This window comes from Bradyrhizobium genosp. SA-4 str. CB756, assembly GCF_000473125.1.
Classification (GTDB): domain Bacteria; phylum Pseudomonadota; class Alphaproteobacteria; order Rhizobiales; family Xanthobacteraceae; genus Bradyrhizobium; species Bradyrhizobium arachidis.
Window position 1 is genome coordinate 157,611 of sequence record NZ_KI421499.1, and the last position, 19,244, is coordinate 176,854.

The following is a 19,244-nucleotide window of genomic DNA, read 5'->3' on the forward strand; positions in this document are numbered from 1 at the left end:
CCATGGCGGCACAGGTCGCTCCCATCAAGCAGCGAGGCGTTGCCACGCTGGGTGGAACGGAAAAGGTCGCAGCGCTGCTGCTGGCCATGGGGCGGCAGGCGGCCGCGAGCGTGCTCGCGCAGTTCGAGCCGCAGGATATCCGCATCGTCACCAAGGCCGCGGCGGAGTTGCGGCCGATCACCGCGCAGGAGCTCGAGGGGATCGTCGAGGAGTTCGCCCAGCAGTTCTCGATGGGCGCCAACATCCTCGGCACGCTCGGCGGGCTCGAGGCCGTGCTCGGCGACGTGCTTCCGGCCGACCAGGTCACGGCGATCATGTCGGACCTGCTCGGCAATTCGAGCCGCTCGGTGTGGGACCGGGTCTCGTCGGTGTCGGAAAATTCGCTGGCAACCTACCTCTCCAAGGAGCATCCGCAGACCGCGGCGCTGATCCTGTCCAAGGTCAAGCCGTCCTGCGCTGCCAAGGTGATGAGCCAGCTGCCGTCGAGCCTGCGCAACGAGCTGATGCGGCGCGTGCTCAGTCTCAAGCCGATCGTCGACGACGCGATGAAGGTTCTCGAGAAGACGCTGCACGAGGATCTGACGCTGAATTTCGCCCGCAACCTCGGCGCGGATACCTATGCCCGCGTCGCCGACATCATCAACAAGATGGAGCGCGGCCACATCGAGGACATGCTGAAGAGCCTGTCGGAGAAGCGGCCGAAGTCGGCCGAAGTGCTGAAGGAGCTGCTGTTCACCTTCGACGACGTCATCAATCTGGCCCCGAAGGCGCGCACCATGATCTTCGATCAGGTGCCGACCGATCGCATCGTCGTCGCACTGAAGGGCACCGACAAGCATTTCCGCGAAACCATCCTGTCCGCGGTTGCCTCGCGCGTTCGCCGTGTCGTCGAGAGCGAACTTGCCATCGGCGAGCCGTCGAACCAGCGCGACGTGCTGGAGGCGCGCCGCGTCATCACCGATCTCGCACTCGACCTCGCGGAGAAGGGCGAAATCGAGCTCAACCCCGACCAGGAGGATGAGCTGGTCTTCCGCTGACCGCTGAACGGGCATGGCAGAAACATCCGATCAGGACAGCAAGACAGAAGAGCCGACCGAGAAGAAAGTCCGCGATGCGCTCGAGCAGGGCAACATTCCGGTCTCTCGGGAGGCGCCCATCTTCGCCTCGATGGCCGCGTTGATGGTGATCCTCACGTTCCTGATCGGCCGGGGCGTGCAGCAAATAACGCTGACCTTGAAGGGTCTTCTCGACGACCCCGACGGATTCCCGCTCGGTGCGCCGGCTGATGCGCTGAACCTGCTTACCGTCGTGGGGCTCGAGGCGCTGCGCTTCCTGACGCCGTTGCTCGTCATCTTCGCCGTGTTCGGGCTGGCGGCGCAGCTGCTGCAGAATGCGCCCAACCTGGTGCTCCAGCGCATCATGCCGGACCTTTCGAGGATTTCTCCGCTGAACGGCTGGAAGCGGCTGTTCGGAACGCAGGGCCTCGTCGAGTTCGCCAAGTCGATGTTCAAGCTCGCCTCGGTGAGCGCCGTCGTCGCCTTCGTGCTGCGCTCGTCCGAAGCGAAAGCCTTCGAGGCGATGTACACCGATCCGGTCGCACTGCCGGAGATGATCCTCAGCATCGCGATGCGGATCGTCTCGGCGATCTGCATCGCCACCATCGTCCTGGTCGCGATCGATCTCGCCTGGGCGCGCTTCCATTGGCGGCGCGAGCTGCGCATGACCAAGCAGGAGATCAAGGACGAGCACAAGCAGGCGGAGGGCGATCCGCTGATCAAGGCCCGCCTGCGCTCGCTGGCGCGTGATCGCTCGCGGCAGCGCATGATCGCTTCGGCGGCGCGCGCGACGCTCGTGATCGCGAACCCGACGCATTTTGCGATCGCGCTGCGCTACAAGCGCGAGGAGAACGCGGCGCCCCTGGTCGTGGCCAAGGGCATGGACGTGATCGCGCTGAAGATCCGCGAAGTCGCCGAGCAGAACCGGATTCCGGTGATCGAGAACAAGGCGCTGGCGCGCGCGCTCTACGAGGCGGTGCAGGTCGATCAGGTGATCCCGGCGGAGTTCTTCCGGCCCGTCGCCGAGATCATCTACTTCCTGCAGTCGAAGCAGGCGCCGCGGCCCGAGAAGGTCCAGTAGATTTCCGAGGATGGCGCTTCGCGCAACAGCTTGACGAAAGCTTAACGCCCTAGGGTTCTCCCGAATGGACCAGAATGGGGCTGTCGTGGGACCGCTTTATCTCTTCGAACTCGCATCGTCGCAGGCGCGTTACCTTGAGCTCCGCCAGCAGACCATCGCGACCAACGTCGCCAATGCCAACACGCCGGGCTTCAAGGCGCGCGACGTCGAGCCCTTCAACAAGGTGCTCGACACGATGCCGGTCAGGCTTGCGACGACATCGCCGTCGCACATGCAGCTGTCTGCGGCCGAGACCGACACGCGCGCGACCGCCAAGAAGGATAGCTGGGAAGTGGTCCACTCCGGCAACTCGGTCAGCCTCGAGCAGGAAATGATCAAGGGCAACGACGTCAATCGCGACTACTCGATGAACGCGGCCGTCGTGCGCTCGTTCCACCGCATGCTGCTGTCGAGCGCGAAGACCTGAGGTGAATTGATATGCTGGACGCACTGAGTGCCTCTCTGACGGTCGCGAGCTCCGGGCTCGAAGCGCAGTCGACGCGCATGCGCATCGTCTCTGAAAACCTCGCCAACGCCACGGCTACCGGCCGCACCGCCGGCGCCGATCCGTATCAGCGCAAGACCATCACCTTCGATGCCGCGATGGACCGCGCCTCCGGTGCCCAGCTTGCGAAGATCAAGGAGATCGGGGTCGACACCACGCCTTATCGCGTCGAGTACGATCCGGGCCATCCCGCCGCCGACAAGGCCGGCTACGTCAAGCTGCCGAACGTCAACATGATGATCGAGATGGCCGACATGCGGGAAGTCAACCGGTCGTATGAAGCCAATCTCCAGGTCGTGAAGCAGGTGCGCTCGATGCTCGGCATGACCATCGACCTTCTGAGGAGCTGACAATGCTTGAGGCGATTTCATCCACCGCGATCTCCGCTGGGCAGGCCGCGTCCCGCGCGACGGAGACACAGGCCGTCGCGCCGTCGGCGCCGAGCGCGATCCAGTCCACCGACGATCTCGGCTTCGAGTCGGTGATGAAGCAGGTGACGACGGACGCGATCGGCACGCTGAAGGCGGGCGAGGCGGCGTCGATCTCGGCGATGCAGGGCAAGGAGTCGACGCGGAAGGTCGTCGAGGCGCTGATGTCGGCCGAGCAGGCCATGCAGACGGCGGTCGCGGTCCGCGACAAGGTCGTGCAGGCCTACCAAGAAGTCGTTCGGATGTCGATTTGATCTGAGGGAGTGACGATCGTGAAATCGCTCGCCATTGCGGCCACGGGCATGAACGCCCAGCAGACCAACATCGAAGTCATCGCGAACAACATCGCCAACATCAACTCGACCTCGTACAAGCGGGCGCGCGCGGAATTCACCGATCTGTTCTACCAGATGGACCGCATGCAGGGCGTCGCGAACGTCAACGGCTCCTCGCCGATCCCGGAAGGCGCCAATCTCGGCCTCGGCGTCAAGTCGGCGGCGATCCGGAAGCTGCACATCCAGGGCGCGTTGACGCAGACGGGCAACCCCTACGATCTCGCCATCAACGGCCGCGGCTGGTTTCAGGTGCTGGGTCCAAACAACGAGGTGCAATACACCCGTGCGGGCTCGTTCAACACCAATGCCAACGGCCAGCTCGTCACCATCGACGGCTACCTGCTGGACCCCGCGATCACGGTGCCGCAGGGAACGGTCCAGGTCACGGTCAACCAGACCGGACAGGTGTTTGCCAAGCTCGACACCGAAATCAACCCGCGGCAGATCGGCCAGCTCAACCTCGCCAATTTCGCCAACGAAGCCGGCCTCGAGCCGCTCGGCAGCAATCTCTATCGTGAGACGACGGCGTCAGGTACGCCCGTCGTCGGCCTGCCGGGCGATTCCGGCTACGGCAAGATCAACCAGCAATATCTCGAAGCCTCGAACGTCGATCCGGTCAAGGAGATCACCGAGTTGATCTCGGCGCAGCGCGCCTACGAGATGAATGCCAAGGTCATCCAGGCCTCGGATGAAATGGCCTCGACGGTATCGAAGGGCCTTCGCTAGTTCCGGTGTCTCCATGTTGAACTGGGTGGGCCTGATCGTGCGCGGGTTGGCCGCCGTGCTGCTGGTTCTGGTTTCGGCGCGCGTCGCCGTGGCCGAGGAGAAGCGGCTTCCCGTGCCGGCCGTGTCGATCCGCGCCGGCGAGCTGATCCGGGACGACATGATCACGGAGCGCGTCTTCGCGCCGAACGTGCTTGGCGTTGCCATGTTCATCGAAGGACGCCAGGTCCTGGTCGGCCGGATGGCGCGGCGCAACTTGCTGCCGGGCCAGCCGATCCCGACCAACTCGGTCGAAGAGCCCTGGACCGTCGCACGCGGCGCCATGGTCAAGGTCGTGGTCGAGGACAGCGGCCTGTCGATCGTCACTTACGGCTCGGCGATGCAGCAGGGCGCGCCCGGCGCGCTCATCCCGGTGCGCAACACCGATACCGGCGTGATCATCAGGGGCATCGTCCAGCCGGACGGCACCGTCAAGGTCATGGACGGGTCATGACCAGGTTCCTGCTTACGCTCGTCCTGCTCCTCTCCACCGCCAGCGCCCAGGCCGCCGTCCGCATCAAGGACATCGCGGACATCAAGGGACTGCGCGAAAATCAGATCGTCGGCTACGGCCTCGTTATCGGCCTGAACGGCACCGGCGACACGCTCCGCAACGCGCCGTTCACGGAGCAGTCCCTGCAATCGATGCTCGAGAACATGGGCATCAACGTCAGGAACGAGACCACCAGCACCAACAATCCGCCGCGTCCGACCACGCTGCGCACGCGTAACGTCGCCGCCGTGATGGTGACCGCGGATCTGCAGCCCTCGATCGGGCCCGGCGAGCGCATGGATGTGACGGTGTCGTCGCTCGGCGATGCGACCTCGCTGCTCGGCGGCACGCTGGTGATGACGTCGCTGCGTGCGGCCGACGGCGCGGTCTATGCGGTGGCGCAAGGCGCGGTCACGGTCGCCGGCTACAGTGTCGGAGGCCAGGCGCAGAACGTCAGCCAGGGCACGCCGACCGCGGGACGCATTCCGAACGGCGCGCTGGTCGAGCGCGAGGTGCAGGGAAGTCTCCACGAGATGGAATTCCTGGTGCTGGAGCTCAAGAACCCCGATTTCGTCACCGCGACGCGCATCCTCGACGCCATCAACCGCTACGCCGGCGGCCGCTATCGGGCGCAGATCGCCTTCGAGCGCGATTATCGCACGATCGTGCTGTCGAAGCCTCGCTATGTCGGGCCGGTCCGCTTTCTCGCGGAAGTCGGTGAGCTGACGGTCGAGCCTGATACCCCGGCGCGGGTGGTGATCAACGAGCGTACCGGCACGGTGGTGATCGGACGTGACGTGCGCATTTCGACCGTCGCCGTGACGCACGGCAATCTGACGGTTCGTGTCACCGAGCTTCCGGTGGTGTCGCAGCCGGCGCCGTTCTCGCAAGGGCAGACCGTCGTCGTGCCCCAGACCATCGTCGAGGCCAATGAAGCCGGATCGCAGGTGGCGATCCTCAGTGGCGTCGATCTCCAACGTCTGGTGCGCGGCCTGAACCAGATCGGCCTGAAGCCGTCCGGCATCATCGCGATCCTCCAGGCCATCAAGACCGCCGGTGCGCTCCAGGCTGACGTCATCGTGCAATGATGCACAAGCGTCGTGCAAGCTTGGTCGCTCAATGCTCAGGTCTCGACCGAGAATCGCACGCGGCCCGATGCTGAAGCTGGATCACAAAGCCAAACTCCTCGTCCTGGTCGCGGCGTCCGCGCTTGCGGGCGGCTCGCCTGTGCTGGCGCTGGACGAGGCCAAGCCGTCGAAGCCGCTCAACCTGCTCTCGTTCGCGCGCGGCCGGGCGCCGGGAGCGCAGAAGCCGTCTGCATCGGCACCGATACCGGCCGACAATGCGTCGATCCGCGCGACGGCGTGGGCGGCCGAAGATCAAGGACCCGCGACCACCGGCGCGGTGCCCGCGCCCGAGACGCCTGCGCCGGCCCGGGCGCCCGCAGCCGCACCTGCATCTGCGCCCGTGCGCACGGTCAAGCCCGGCAGCGTCACGGCCCCGCCGAAGCCTGCGCCGGCCCAGGCCGCTGTGCCCGCGGATAACGAGGTCGCCCTGTTCTGTAGCAACGTTGCCGATCCCGCCGTCGATGCGCGGCTGGCCTGGCAGCTCAAGGAGCTGGAGAAGGCCGAGGCCCAGCTCCGCGAGCGGATCGCCGAGGTCGAGGCCAAGCGCGCCGAATACGAGAAGTGGATGGCGCTGCGCGACGACTTCCTGAAAAAGGCCGAAGCGCAGGTCGTCGAGATCTACTCGCGCATGAAGCCGGACGCGGCCGCCACCCAGATCGCCGGCATGGCGGACGAGACCGCCGCCGCCGTGCTCGCCAAGCTCAACCCGAGGACCTCGAGCGCAATCTTCAACGAGATGGATACGGCGCGCGCGGCGCACCTTGCCGACGTGCTCGGTGGAATGCGCCGCGTGGATGACGGAAAGACCAAATAGATGAAGAAGCCGATCCTCATCCTGTCGCTCCTGCTGTCGTCGGTGCTCCTCGCCGGGTGCTTCAATGATCCGGCGGAAGTCCTGACCGGTCCGCGATTGTCGCCAGTCGGAAGCGGCCTCAGGACGCAGGCCGAACCGATCCCGGTGACGCCCCGCGTTCGTACGCCCGTCAGCTATCGCTCGACCTGGGACGACGGCACCGATCTCTACCGCGATCCCCGTGCCCGCCGCACCGGCGACGTCGTGACGGTGATCATCTCGATGCAGGACAAGGCCAAGCTCGACAACAAGACCGACCGCTCGCGCGATTCGCAGATCAAGTTCGGGCTGGACTGGCTGATGGACGTCGCCGGGTGGAACGACAAGGGCACGGCCAACGCCAACCTCTCGACCAACACCCAGATCAAGGGCAACGGCCAGATCGATCGCACCGAGGACATCAAGCTGTCGATCGCCGCCGTCGTCACCGACGTGTTGCCGAACGGCAATATGATGATCAGCGGCTCGCAGGAATTCCGCGTCAACACCGAGATGCGCGTGCTCAACGTCGGCGGTATCGTGCGTCCGCGCGACATATCGCGCACCAACACGATCTCCTACGAGAAGATCGCAGAGGCGCGCGTGTCCTACGGCGGCCGCGGAAATCTGTCTGACGTGCAGCAACCCGGATGGGGACATCGGATCTATGACGCCGTGGCACCGTTCTGAGAATAGCGCCGGCCGGGCCGCATCGCGAGGGCAGGGGACGTGATGCGCCTGATCGCGGCCATTGTGGTGCTGACCCTGATCGCGATCGGCGCGGGCGCGCTCGCCGGCCTGCATCTGTTTGCGGCCGCGGAACGCGTCGCCGACGCGAAGAAGGCCGCCGCGCCGCCGCCTCTTGCCACGAGCTACGCCGGAAGCGCGCGGCTCAGGAAGCTGTCGCCGATCGTGACCAATCTCGGCGCGCCATCCAACAACTGGGCGCGTATCGAAGCCTCGATGGTGACCGATAGCATGAACGACGAGGATGCCGGCATCCTGGCAGCCCATATCAGCGAGGACATCGTGACCTATCTGCGGTCGGCGTCGGTCGGCCAGTTCGAGGGATCTCGCGGGCTCCAGCATTTGCGCGACGACCTGACCGAGCGCGCCAACATCCGCTCGTCGGGCAAGGTTCGCGAATTGATCATTGAGACGTTGGTGATTCAGTGAAATTGAGAGTCCTGCTGCTCGCGCTGATTCTGGTCGTCCTGCCCGAGGTGGCGTTCGCCCAGATTCCGGACCTCAACTCGCTGCTGCCGCCCGGCAACGGCTCGACCAGCGGCCGGATCATCCAGCTGATGGCGCTGATCACGGTGCTGTCGGTGGCGCCGGGACTGCTGATCATGGTGACGAGCTTCACGCGGTTTGCGGTGGCGCTGTCGTTCCTGCGCTCCGGTCTCGGCCTCCAGACCACGCCGGCCAATCTGGTGCTGATCAGCCTCGCGCTGTTCATGACGTTCTACGTGATGGCGCCGACATTCGACCGCGCCTGGGAAACCGGCGTCCAGCCGCTCATGAAGAACGAGATCTCGGAGGAAGAGGCCTATCTGAAGATCACCGACCCGTTCCGCGAGTTCATGCTGGCGCATGTCCGCGACAAGGATCTCCAGACCTTCGAGGCGCTCGCCGCCGAGAGTTTTCGCAAGAAGTTCGACGACAAGCGCATCGATCTGCGCGTCATCATCCCGGCCTTCATGATCTCCGAGCTCAGGCGCTCGTTCGAGATCGGATTCCTGATCATGCTGCCGTTCCTGGTCATCGACATGATCGTGGCGACGCTGACGATGTCGATGGGCATGATGATGATGCCGCCGACGATCCTCGCGCTGCCGTTCAAGATGCTGTTCTTCGTGCTGATCGACGGCTGGAACCTGCTCGCCTCAGGCCTCGTGCGGTCGTTCTCGTAAGGCGGCGACCTCCGGCCGGCCGGTTATGGTTAGCGAGAAGTACCGCATCATGGTTAGCGGTGGGTAATGTTAACCATATGATTTTGCTTAGAAATTCAAGCCGATCTTAAGGCGCGCGCAAGATTCGGCGTGCTAGCAATGCGGCACGGCGGGTTGGACCCCACCCACATCAGTCCAAAGGCATGATGCCGCCCCTCCGTACCGGTGAAAGCCCGGTATGTCCCCTCGTGAAAATGTAACGCGTACATAAAAGGGACATTCGCAATGTCAAGCCTGCTTACGAACTCGACCGCCATGACCGCACTCCAGACCCTGCGGTCTGTGAGTTCGCAGCTCTCCTCCACGCAAACCCGCATCTCCACCGGCCAGCGCGTCTCGACTGCTTCGGACAACGCCGCCTACTGGTCGATCGCGACCTCGATGCGCGCCGACAACGCCGCGCTCTCCGCGGTCTCCGACTCGCTCGGTCTGTCGGCCGCGACCGTCGACACCGAATACACCGCCCTGAACACGGTTATCGGCGACAAGGACTCCGGCTTGGTCAAGCTCCAGTCGCTGCTGGTCGAAGCCAAGACCGCCGGTATCGACCGCTCCAAGATCCAGGCTGACATCACCCAGATCCAGCAGCAGATGAAGAGCACCGCGGATGCGGCGACCTTCAACGGCGTGAACTGGCTGAGCACGACTGCCTCGACGCCGGCGACGGTCGACCTCGTGTCGTCCTACTCCCGCGTCCAGAGCACGCCGACCACGGGCGCGATTACCCTGACGGTCTCCAGCTACTCGCTCTTCACGGCGAGCACGAGCGGTATTCTGGACACGCAGACGACCAGCGGTGTGTCGGTCGCCAACATGACCATCACCTCGCTGACCGACGCGGCCTCCGACCAGACCACGCTCGACGGCTACATCGCGCAGGTCACCGCTGCGATCAACTCGGCAGCTTCGGCCGCCGCCGATCTCGGCGCCGTCAAGAACCGTATCTCGACCAACACGGAGTTCGTCAAGACCCTGATGGACTCGGTTGATCGCGGTATCGGCCAGCTTGTCGACGCCGACATGAACCAGGAGTCCACCCGCCTGGCGGCCCTCCAGGTCCAGCAGCAGCTCGGCGTGCAGGCGCTCTCGATCGCCAACAACAGCAGCCAGAGCATCCTGTCGCTGTTCCGCTAAGTCGAAAGACAATCCGGGGAGGGCCGCGCTTCTCGCAAAGCGCGGCCCTTTCGTTTTGGCGTGACGCTACGCGCATGCCTTCAATTCGGCTGCTCTGTTGCAACCGGGACACAGAGCCACAAGCCTCGCACAAGCTTCGCACGTTACGGTCGCCGTACGACAGGTTGGGCCTAACCGCTTTCAGCAGCCCAAAGGCATGACGCCGCCCTGTCGTACCGGTGCAAGTCCGGTATGTCCCCACTCAATCAATCTCAAAGGGACATCAAAATGGGTTCTAGCCTCCTCACTAACTCCGCAGCAATGACGGCGCTGCAGACCCTCCGCAACGTCAGCTCCAACCTGCAGACCACCGAAAACCGGATCTCGACCGGCCAGCGCGTCTCGACCGCTTCGGACAACGCCGCCTACTGGTCGATCGCAACCTCGATGCGCGCCGACAACGCCGCGCTCTCCGCGGTCTCCGACTCGCTCGGTCTGTCGGCCGCGACCGTCGACACCGAATATACCGCTCTGACCGCCGTCGTCGGCGACAAGACCGGTGGCTTGACCAAGCTGCAGTCGCTGCTGGTCGAAGCCAAGACCGCCGGTATCGACCGCTCCAAGATCCAGGCCGACATCACCCAGATCCAGCAGCAGATGAAGAACACCGCCGATGCGGCGACCTTCAACGGCGTGAACTGGCTGAGCGCGACCGCCTCGACGCCGGCGACCTTCGACCTGGTGTCGTCGTTCTCCCGCGTCCAGAGCACGCCCACGATCGGCTCCATCACCCTGACGATCTCCAGCTACTCGCTCTACACGTCGGGCACGAGCGGCATTCTGGACACGCAGACGACCGCCGGTGTGTCGGTCGCCAACCTGACCATCACCTCGCTGACCGACGCGGCCACCGACCAGGCCACGCTCGACGGCTACATCGCGCAGGTCACCGCTGCGATCAACTCGGTGGCTTCGGCCGCCGCCGACCTCGGCGCCGTCAAGAACCGCATCTCGACCAACACGGAATTCGTCAAGACCCTGATGGACTCGGTTGATCGCGGTATCGGCCAGCTCGTCGACGCCGACATGAACGCGGAATCGACTCGCCTCCAGGCGCTGCAGACCCAGCAGCAGCTCGGCGTTCAGGCGCTCTCGATCGCCAACCAGAACAGCCAGAGCATCCTCTCGCTGTTCCGCTAAGCCTGAAAGCTATCTAAGGGAGCCGCGCTTCTCGCGAAGCGCGGCTCTTTTCGTTTTGGCGTGACGTCCCGCGCCGGCCGTAATTCCGCTTGCATTATTGTGGTCCGGTTACGGAGCCACAAGCCTCGCGCAAACTTCGCGTGCTATCGCCGCCGTTACGACCGGTTGAGCGCGCTTTTCGCAGCCCAAAGGCATGATGCCGCCCTGTCGTACCGGTGCAAGTCCGGTATGTCCCAACAAATTTCAATCTGTTTCAAGGGGACGTCAAAATGAGTTCTAGCCTCCTCACTAACTCCGCAGCAATGACGGCGCTGCAGACCCTCCGCAACGTCAGCTCCAACCTGCAGACCACCGAAAACCGGATCTCGACCGGCCAGCGCGTCTCGACCGCTTCGGACAACGCCGCCTACTGGTCGATCGCAACCTCGATGCGCGCCGACAACGCCGCGCTCTCCGCGGTCTCCGACTCGCTCGGTCTGTCGGCCGCGACCGTCGACACCGAATATACCGCTCTGACCGCCGTCGTCGGCGACAAGACCGGTGGCTTGACCAAGCTGCAGTCGCTGCTGGTCGAAGCCAAGACCGCCGGTATCGACCGCTCCAAGATCCAGGCCGACATCACCCAGATCCAGCAGCAGATGAAGAACACCGCCGATGCGGCGACCTTCAACGGCGTGAACTGGCTGAGCGCGACCGCCTCGACGCCGGCGACCTTCGACCTGGTGTCGTCGTTCTCCCGCGTCCAGAGCACGCCCACGATCGGCTCCATCACCCTGACGATCTCGAACTACTCGCTCTACACGTCGACCACGAGCGGCATTTTGGACACGCAGACGACCGCCGGTGTGTCGATCGCCAACATCACCATCACCTCGCTGACCGACGCGACCACCGACCAGGCCACGCTCGACGGCTACATCGCGCAGGTCACCGCTGCGATCAACTCGGTGGCTTCGGCCGCCGCCGACCTCGGCGCCGTCAAGAACCGCATCGCGACCAACACGGAATTCGTCAAGACCCTGATGGACTCGGTTGATCGCGGTATCGGCCAGCTCGTCGACGCCGACATGAACGCGGAATCGACNCGCCTCCAGGCGCTGCAGACCCAGCAGCAGCTCGGTGTTCAGGCGCTCTCGATCGCCAACCAGAACAGCCAGAGCATCCTGTCGCTGTTCAAGTAAGCTTCGGCTTTCAAGACGACCGTGCTCCCCATGGGAGCACGGTCACCGCCATGAACGGCGGATTTGGCGGCACATGATGTGCCCGCAATGACCTCCTGACACCAGACTTCATGCAGCACCCGCAGCCGACTGCGCTGGCGTGCGTTCGCGCGCCCGATGGCTGCTGCTGGACCGTCTGTATCGGAGAAAATTCTTGCAAATTTACAACGCCTCGCCAGCGAACTGACACATTCGTGTCCTTGCGCAACCTTCAGACAAGGTTGGCAGCGGAGTGTCCTCTACGTTCGCATTGGTACGAGGTCATATGCTGTTCAGTCGTGCGCAGATACAGCAACTGCTCAACAATCTGCTGGAGCTTGGGCCGCGACGCCTGATGGCCTTGGGACTGATCGGCTTTGCCGTTCTCGTCACCGTCGTCGGCGGCGCGTATTATCTGAGCCGGCCGGAATTCGAGACCCTCTATACCGGCCTCACCCGCGAGGACGTGACGCGCATGGGCGCGGCGCTGCGCGAGCAGAACATCGCCTTCGACGTCAATACGGCCGGTGACGCCGTCTCGGTGCGCCCGAGCCAGACCATGCAGGCGCGGATGCTGCTCGCCGAAAAGGGCCTGCCGACCAGCGCCAATTCCGGCTATGAGCTGTTCGACAAGATCGGCTCGCTCGGCCTGACCTCGTTCATGCAGGAAGTGACGAAGCTCCGCGCCCTCGAGGGCGAGATCGCGCGCACCGTCCAGTTGATGAAGGGCGTCAAGGCGGCGCGGGTGCATATCGTGCTGCCGGTGCGCGGCTCGTTCCGCGCGACGCAGCAGCCGCCTTCGGCCTCCGTGGTGCTGCGCACCGACGGTGCAATCGAGGCGCGCACCGCGCAGTCGATCCGCCATCTCGTCGCGGCCGCCATTCCCGGCATGAGCCGCGACAAGGTGACCGTGCTCGACGCCGACGGCTCGATGCTCCTCGCCGAGGAGGACGAGGCGAGCGCTGCGCCGACCAAGATGGCGAGCCTCCAGAAGACGGTCGGCGGCATGGTGCAGGAGAACATCCGCAAGGCGCTGACGCCGTATCTGGGCCTCGACAATTTCGAGGTGAGCGTCGCCCCGCAGCTCTCCACCGACAAGCGGCAGATCAACGAGACGGTCTACGATCCGGAGAGCCGCGCCGAGCGTTCGGTGCGGAACGTCCGCGAGAAGGAATCGTCGCAGAACGCGGACCGTTCGCAGCCGACCACGGTGCAGCAGAATCTTCCCGACCAGCAGGTCAATTCCGGCGGCACCAAGAATTCCAGCGAAGACAAGTCCCGCCGCGAGGACGTCACCAATTTCGAGGTGTCGTCGAAGACCACGACGACGGTAAGCGACGGCTATTCGGTCAAGAAGCTCTTCATCGCCGTGCTGGTCAACCGCGCGCGGCTCGTCGCCGATCTCGGCGACAAGAGCAACCAGGCCATCATCGACAGCAAGCTCGCCGAGATCAGCCAGCTCGCGGCGACCGCCGGCGGACTGGACAAGACGCGCGGTGACCAGATCCAGGTGACGGCCGTCGACTTCATCGAAGGCTCGCGCGAGCTGGCACCTGTGCCGCCGATCAGCTTCGTCGAGATGATCAACAAGCAGCTCGGCAGCGTCATCAATGCGGTGACGATCCTGGCTGTCGCCTCGATGCTGGTCTGGTTCGGGCTTCGTCCCGCGGTCAACGGCATCCTGACTCACCGCGCGCAGCAGGAGCAGACCGAGGCCGCCGAGGCCGCTGAGCTCGAAACCGCCGCGGCCCTCGCCTTGGCCGAGAGCCAGGACCCCGAGCTCAACCTCGTCGAGGACCTCGAAGGCAAGATGCAGCGGACGCCGCAGAAGCGGCTGGAGCAGATCGTCCGGCTCGATCAGATGCAGGCGGCAGCAATCCTTAAAGACTGGATGCGACGCGAGGAGGCGGCATGAACGCGGCAATCGGAAAACTCCTGACGCAGTTCGACGCGAACGGCCGGGCCAAGTCGCCGCCGCCTCCGCCGCCCAAGATCCAGGACGTGCTGACGAGGCAGAAGGAGGCGCGGCGCGAGCCGCAGCCGCAGGCCCAGCCGCAGCGCCAACCTCAATCGCAGCCGCAGCTTCAGTCGCCGCCTCCGGCGCCCGAGCCGGAAGCTCCGCCGGTCAATCTTCTCGAAGATGCCTATCGTCGCGGCCATGCCGCCGGCGTTGCGGAAGGCGATGCCAAGGTCGCCGAGGAGCGGGTGCGCAGCGCGATCCGGCTCGGCGAAGAGCGCGCCAAATGGTCCGACCAACAGGCGGCCGCGATCGTCGGCGGTTTCGAGGCGGCATGCCGCGAGATCGAGACCAACATTGCGAGCTCCGTCGCGCGCATATTGCTGCCGTTCCTCGCCGATGCGGTCCGCGACAAGGCGATCGGGTCGCTGGTCGAGCAGGTCGCGGCCCTGACCGGCAACTCGCCGGTGCCGGTGTTCAAGGTGACGGGTCCGAGCGAGCTGCTTGACCTCGTGAGGACGCAGCTCGACGCCTCCAGGCGAGCAAGCATCGAGTATGAGGCCGCCGAGACCCTGGAGGTCCGCGTCGTCGCCGACCAGACCGTGATCGAGACGCAGATCTCGGCGTGGAGCGAGCGCCTGAAAGACGCACGCCGGTAGTCGCCATGGAAGAGGTCAAGCATGAGATCGTGATCGTCCGCCGGCGCAGCGCCTTCGCAGAGGAGGCGCATCACGGTGGCGTGTGGAAGATCGCCTATGCGGATTTCATGACCGCGATGATGGCGTTCTTTCTGGTCATGTGGCTGCTCAACGCCCTCAACCAGGACCAGAAGCAGGTGGTCGCGAGCTATTTCAATCCGATTAAGCTCGCGGAGAACGCGCCTGCCCCAAAGGGTCTCAAGGATCTCACCAAGAAGGAGCCGACGCAGTTCGAGGGCCAGGATGGCAAGCGTCAGCCAGCCGGACCGAACGAAGAGCGCCGCGGCGACTCGCCGACGGCCGAGAAGCCGGCTTCCTTCGAAGAGAAGGTCCTGTTCCGCGATCCCTATGCGACGCTTGCCGAGATCGCGAACAGCTCGAACCAGGCTTCGGGCCAGCGACGTGCAGGTGCGCTGACCTCGGCCGAAGAGGAAGGCCTCAAGGGCGGCGACGCCTATCGCGATCCGTTCGATCCCGGCTATTGGAAGATGGCGCCGCAAATGTCGAAGGATGCGGATCGCTTCGTCGACAGCGAGCCAAAGCCGAATGCGTCCGCGCGCGACATCGCGTCCGGAACGAGCCAGGGAGAGCCGCAGGCGCGTCGTGCCAAGACGGACGATGCTGGCGGAAGCATCGCTCCCAATGCTGATGCTTCGTCGGCAAGCCTGTCGCCGCTGCTGCCGCCAGGGCCCGCGCCGTCGCAGGCTCAGCGCGACGGCGGTGCCCAGGCGAATGCGCAGCCAAGTGCGCAGGCTGGCGCTCAAGCCAATGCCGCCGCGCAGCCGCGCCCCAACGATCAAGCGAAGACTTCCGAACCGCGCGATGCAGCGCAGACCCAGCAGCCGACCGTCAAGCAGCTTCAATCCGCGATCGCGGATGCGCTGTCGGATATCAAGGCCGGCGCCGGACCGGTCGCCGAGGTGCGTCAGGTCGAGGAAGGCCTGCTGATCAGCCTGACCGACGATGCCAGCTTCGGCATGTTCGCGGTCGGCTCGGCCGAGCCGCGGCCCGAGCTGATCCGCGTGATCGACAAGATCGGACCGCTGCTGACGAAACGCCAGGGCGTGATCATCGTGCGCGGCCACACCGATAATCGGCCGTACAAGTCGGAGAACTACGACAACTGGCGGCTGTCGACGGCGCGGGCGCAGATGGCCTATTACATGCTGGTTCGCTCCGGCGTCGATGCGCAGCGGATCGAGCACGTCGAAGGCTATGCCGATCGGCGGCCGAAGCTTCCGAACGACCCGGCCGCCGCGCAGAACCGCCGGATTGAGATCCTGATCCGGGAGAAGCGCCCTTGATCAGGCAGCTCCTCTGCGCTGTGCTGCTGATGGTGGTGCCGCTGACGGCTTCACGCGTCTTGGCCGAGACCGCACCGGCGCCAACACCGGCGCCGGCGCCGGCTCCTGCGCCGGCATCGACGTCGAGCGAACCTTATGAGCTGGTGCGCGGATTGCAGGCGGTGCAGGACGGCATCGCCAATGGCGACACCGCGGCGCATGGCAGCCACATCGCGCTGATCCGGCAGATCGGCGAGAAGTTTCTCGCCGCCGATCCGAACGTGTGGAGCAATCCGCAGAACGGCCAGGCCGTTGTTATCTACATGCTCAGCGGCGGCGCGCCTCAACTGGTCCGCAAGCTGCCGCGCGACAAGATCAATGTCGAGGGGCGGCTGTTCGACGGCGCGCTCGCCTATGTCGAGGGCCGCCAGGACGAAGCGCGCGAGCTGCTCAAAGAGGTCAAGCCGCGGACGCTTCCGTCGGGCCTGGGCGGACAGGTCGCGCTGGTTCAGGGTGCGCTGTTCGCGCGCTCTGAAGCATCGCTCGCGATCGAGCGCCTGGATGACGCGCGGCTGCTTCTGCCCGGCACGCTGGTGGAGGAAGCCGCACTGCGCCGCGAGATCCTGCTGGTCGGACAGGCCGAGGATTTCGACAAGTTCGAGTTCCTGACGCTGGCCTATATCCGCCATTATCGCAACTCGATCTATGCCGGCGACTTCTGGCAGCGCTTCTCCTCGGGTCTGACGCAATCGAGCCTCGCGCTCGACGAGCGCCGCTTCTCGCGGATCGGCAGCCTGCTGGAGCAGATCGACCGCGCGAGCCGCCTCAAGCTCTATCTCATGATCGCACGCGCCGCGATGGTGCGCGGGCGGATGGAAGTGACCCGGCTTGCCGGCGAGCGCGCGCTGACGCTTAGCGCCGATGCTTCGGCGGAGCGCGAGCGAGCGCATCTATTCCGCGGCGCCTCGCGTGCGCTCACCGACGAATATGACGGCGGTCTTGCCGAGCTGAAGGCGCTTGACCGCTCGAAGCTGCCCGAGCGCGACGTTCCGCTTCTGAATGCGACGATGCAGCTCGCGCTCGACGTCCGCAAGCCGTTCGCGGGCGGGCCCTCTGCTGCCGCCGACAAGCCGCCGGTAACGCCGGCGCGTCTCGATCTCGCGTCGTCGACCGCGGCCCTCGCACGCGCGCAGAAGCAACTCAGCGAACTCGAACTTCTCACCAGGGATCGTCGTCCATGACGAAGCTCAGCGGAACATCAGGACAGGTCTTCTCCGGCCTCGCCGAGAGCCTCAACATGCGTGGGACGTCGCGCTCGGCGAAGGGCACTGGTACGAAATCGCAGGCGGATTCGTCATTCAACGATCTGCTCCACACCGTCTCGAACCTCGCCAAGCGGGCGCTGAACGACGAGGGCAGCGACACCGGCGTGAAGACCGCCACGCTGCGCACGCGCCTGGCGCACTCGGCCGGGAAGGACGAGACCAAGGACGGGCACGAACGCACCGAGGCGGCCGACGAGTCCAAGTCAGCGGGGAAGTCTTCCGACGAGAAGACCGGCATATCATCGGAGAAGCAAAATCCGGTTGATCTTGCCTCGAAAGCGGATGCCCAGAGCCGATCGATCACTCCGGTGATCGTTGGCCAGGAGCTCGCCGCCGCGAATCCGCAGATGCAATTGCCGGCGGGCGACAGGAAGGACGCGCCCGCGCGAGATGAGCGATCCTCCTCGACGAAGCGTGAGGTTCCGGCAGCTTCCAAGGCGGCTGCGCTCGATTCCGCGGCGACCGCTGCAGGTCCAGCCAGTCCGCGCGCGCAAGGTCCGGGTTCGCAAGCAGTGGCAGCTCAGCAGGCCACGCCGCAGCAAGGCGGCGACGCCGCGAAGGCAATGCCTGCGACGTCAGGCTTCGAAGCCGTCACGGCCAATGTCGAACGCGCAGTCAAGGCCTCGGCGCGGGACACCTTGCCCGAAACGACCAAGGTCACCGTGGTCCAGCAGGAGACCCATCTGCCGCCGGCGCAATTCAACGCGCCGCAACAGGTCGCCAACGCGGTCGTCACGGAGTTGAAGGAGACCGCAGCGCCGGCGGCGTCCGCGGCTCCCGATCTCGCAACGTCGCAGGCCAACGCGCCAGAGCCGCTCAAGATTTTGACCATCAATCTCGAGCCGCCGCAGCTCGGCAACGTCACCGTGCGCCTTCGTCTCGTCGGCACCGAGGTGTCCGTCCACCTCGCGGCCGAACGCAAGGACACCAGCCAGATGCTGGACCAGCAGCGCGACCAGATCCGCGATCTGATGCAGTCGGCAGGTTACGTTGCCGACGTGGCGCCGGTGCAGCATGGCTCGCTAGACGGATTCCAGAGCGGCTCCGGCCAGTCGCAACCGCAACTGCCCGGCCAGCAACAGCCGTCGCCCCAGTCGCAGGGCACGTTCGACGGCACCGGCACGTCGTCGGGGCAATCCGATGGCGATGCGAGGCAGGCCCGCCAGGAGCGCCAGTCCAACCAGGAGACGCGTCATGATCAGGACGTGGGCCAGCAGACTCGTCGCGGCCCTGTTTATCTGTAGCGCCGGCACCGCGGCAGCGGCGACCGACAATGCGCGCCCCTGCGAGCGCGAGATGGCGCGCGCGTCCCAGCAGCACGGCATTCCGCTCGGCATTCTCTATGCGGTCGGCCTGACCGAAACCGGGCGGCGCGGTGCGCTCTATCCTTACGCGCTCGGAGCGGAAGGGCAGACCGTGTTCGCCAAGGACATGGACGATGCGATCGCGAATTTCGAAGCGATGCGCGCCAAGGGCATCAAGCTGATCGATCTCGGCTGCATGCAGATCAACCACTACTATCACGGCGACAAGTTCACGTCCGTGCGCGCGATGTTCGATCCCGCCAGGAACGTGGAATATGCGGCGCGCTTCCTGAAGGAGCTGAAGCAGCGCGAGGGCAGCTGGACCATGGCGGTCGCCCGCTACAACGCCGGCCCCAACAATCAGCCGGCGCAGAAGCGCTATGTCTGCCACATCGTCGCGCATCTCGTCTCGAGCGGCTTCGGCGCGTGGACCGACAAGGCGCGCTCGTTCTGTCAACCCAAGACGACATGACCAGGACAACCCTAAAGTTGTGCATGGTTCCCAATCATCAGCCCCGCGCAAGCAAGAACCCGCATTGTAGCGGCAACCTACCGA

Annotated in this window: 21 protein-coding genes; all 21 read left to right on the top strand. The window is 65.0% G+C overall.

Features of this window, described 5'->3' with window-relative positions:
* Positions 1-2: 2 nt before the first annotated feature.
* On the top strand, positions 3-1,037 hold the full coding sequence (locus tag BRAGE_RS0100785; protein WP_027565131.1) for a flagellar motor switch protein FliG: 1,035 nt from the start codon (positions 3-5) through the stop codon (positions 1,035-1,037).
* Between the two features lie 13 nt (positions 1,038-1,050).
* The gene (gene flhB, locus BRAGE_RS0100790; RefSeq protein WP_027565130.1) at positions 1,051-2,136 is read left to right on the top strand and encodes a flagellar biosynthesis protein FlhB; all 1,086 of its coding nucleotides are present in this window, start codon (positions 1,051-1,053) and stop codon (positions 2,134-2,136) included.
* Positions 2,137-2,200: 64 nt separating this feature from the next.
* Positions 2,201-2,602, top strand: a complete 402-nt coding sequence (gene flgB, locus BRAGE_RS0100795; RefSeq protein ID WP_035729250.1) for a flagellar basal body rod protein FlgB — start codon at positions 2,201-2,203, stop codon at positions 2,600-2,602.
* An 11-nt stretch (positions 2,603-2,613) separates the two neighbouring features.
* Entirely contained in the window at positions 2,614-3,030 is a 417-nt protein-coding gene (flgC, locus tag BRAGE_RS0100800; RefSeq protein WP_027565128.1) for a flagellar basal body rod protein FlgC, read from the top strand.
* 2 nt (positions 3,031-3,032) lie between these two features.
* Positions 3,033-3,362 carry a flagellar hook-basal body complex protein FliE gene (locus BRAGE_RS0100805; RefSeq protein WP_027565127.1) on the top strand — a complete coding sequence of 110 codons (330 nt, stop codon included), beginning with the start codon at positions 3,033-3,035 and terminating at the stop codon, positions 3,360-3,362.
* Between the two features lie 18 nt (positions 3,363-3,380).
* Positions 3,381-4,169: a flagellar basal-body rod protein FlgG gene (gene flgG / locus BRAGE_RS0100810; protein WP_027565126.1), complete on the top strand. Its 789-nt coding sequence runs from the start codon at positions 3,381-3,383 to the stop codon at positions 4,167-4,169.
* Between the two features lie 13 nt (positions 4,170-4,182).
* Positions 4,183-4,659, top strand: coding sequence for a flagellar basal body P-ring formation chaperone FlgA (gene flgA / locus BRAGE_RS0100815; protein ID WP_084335157.1), 477 nt, complete (start codon positions 4,183-4,185; stop codon positions 4,657-4,659).
* On the top strand, positions 4,656-5,786 hold the full coding sequence (flgI, locus tag BRAGE_RS0100820; RefSeq protein ID WP_027565124.1) for a flagellar basal body P-ring protein FlgI: 1,131 nt from the start codon (positions 4,656-4,658) through the stop codon (positions 5,784-5,786). The genes flgA and flgI overlap by 4 nt, the downstream gene beginning before the upstream one ends.
* Before the next feature lie 67 nt (positions 5,787-5,853).
* Entirely contained in the window at positions 5,854-6,639 is a 786-nt protein-coding gene (locus BRAGE_RS0100825; RefSeq protein WP_027565123.1) for a MotE family protein, read from the top strand.
* Entirely contained in the window at positions 6,640-7,347 is a 708-nt protein-coding gene (gene flgH / locus BRAGE_RS0100830; protein ID WP_027565122.1) for a flagellar basal body L-ring protein FlgH, read from the top strand.
* Positions 7,348-7,389: 42 nt separating this feature from the next.
* A complete protein-coding gene (locus tag BRAGE_RS0100835) occupies positions 7,390-7,833 on the top strand; it encodes a flagellar basal body-associated FliL family protein (RefSeq protein ID WP_027565121.1) in 444 nt (147 codons plus the stop codon).
* On the top strand, positions 7,830-8,570 hold the full coding sequence (fliP, locus tag BRAGE_RS0100840) for a flagellar type III secretion system pore protein FliP (RefSeq protein ID WP_027565120.1): 741 nt from the start codon (positions 7,830-7,832) through the stop codon (positions 8,568-8,570). The genes BRAGE_RS0100835 and fliP overlap by 4 nt, the downstream gene beginning before the upstream one ends.
* Positions 8,571-8,834: 264 nt before the next feature.
* Entirely contained in the window at positions 8,835-9,743 is a 909-nt protein-coding gene (locus BRAGE_RS0100845; protein ID WP_027565119.1) for a flagellin, read from the top strand.
* A 267-nt stretch (positions 9,744-10,010) separates the two neighbouring features.
* On the top strand, positions 10,011-10,922 hold the full coding sequence (locus tag BRAGE_RS0100850) for a flagellin (RefSeq protein ID WP_028146173.1): 912 nt from the start codon (positions 10,011-10,013) through the stop codon (positions 10,920-10,922).
* Positions 10,923-11,191: 269 nt separating this feature from the next.
* Positions 11,192-12,103, top strand: a complete 912-nt coding sequence (locus BRAGE_RS0100855) for a flagellin (protein WP_028146174.1) — start codon at positions 11,192-11,194, stop codon at positions 12,101-12,103.
* Positions 12,104-12,407: 304 nt separating this feature from the next.
* Positions 12,408-14,036, top strand: coding sequence for a flagellar basal-body MS-ring/collar protein FliF (gene fliF / locus BRAGE_RS0100860; protein WP_027560921.1), 1,629 nt, complete (start codon positions 12,408-12,410; stop codon positions 14,034-14,036).
* Positions 14,033-14,737 carry a hypothetical protein gene (locus BRAGE_RS0100865; RefSeq protein WP_027560920.1) on the top strand — a complete coding sequence of 235 codons (705 nt, stop codon included), beginning with the start codon at positions 14,033-14,035 and terminating at the stop codon, positions 14,735-14,737. The genes fliF and BRAGE_RS0100865 overlap by 4 nt, the downstream gene beginning before the upstream one ends.
* 5 nt (positions 14,738-14,742) lie before the next feature.
* Positions 14,743-16,080, top strand: a complete 1,338-nt coding sequence (locus BRAGE_RS0100870) for a MotB family protein (protein WP_027560919.1) — start codon at positions 14,743-14,745, stop codon at positions 16,078-16,080.
* Positions 16,077-17,300, top strand: coding sequence for a chemotaxis protein (locus BRAGE_RS0100875; RefSeq protein WP_027560918.1), 1,224 nt, complete (start codon positions 16,077-16,079; stop codon positions 17,298-17,300). The genes BRAGE_RS0100870 and BRAGE_RS0100875 overlap by 4 nt, the downstream gene beginning before the upstream one ends.
* Positions 17,297-18,628, top strand: coding sequence for a flagellar hook-length control protein FliK (locus tag BRAGE_RS0100880; RefSeq protein ID WP_027560917.1), 1,332 nt, complete (start codon positions 17,297-17,299; stop codon positions 18,626-18,628). Before BRAGE_RS0100875 ends, BRAGE_RS0100880 begins: the two co-directional genes overlap by 4 nt.
* Complete coding sequence (locus BRAGE_RS0100885) at positions 18,579-19,160, top strand: transglycosylase SLT domain-containing protein (RefSeq protein ID WP_027560916.1); 582 nt, start codon at positions 18,579-18,581, stop codon at positions 19,158-19,160. Before BRAGE_RS0100880 ends, BRAGE_RS0100885 begins: the two co-directional genes overlap by 50 nt.
* Positions 19,161-19,244: the final 84 nt, after the last annotated feature.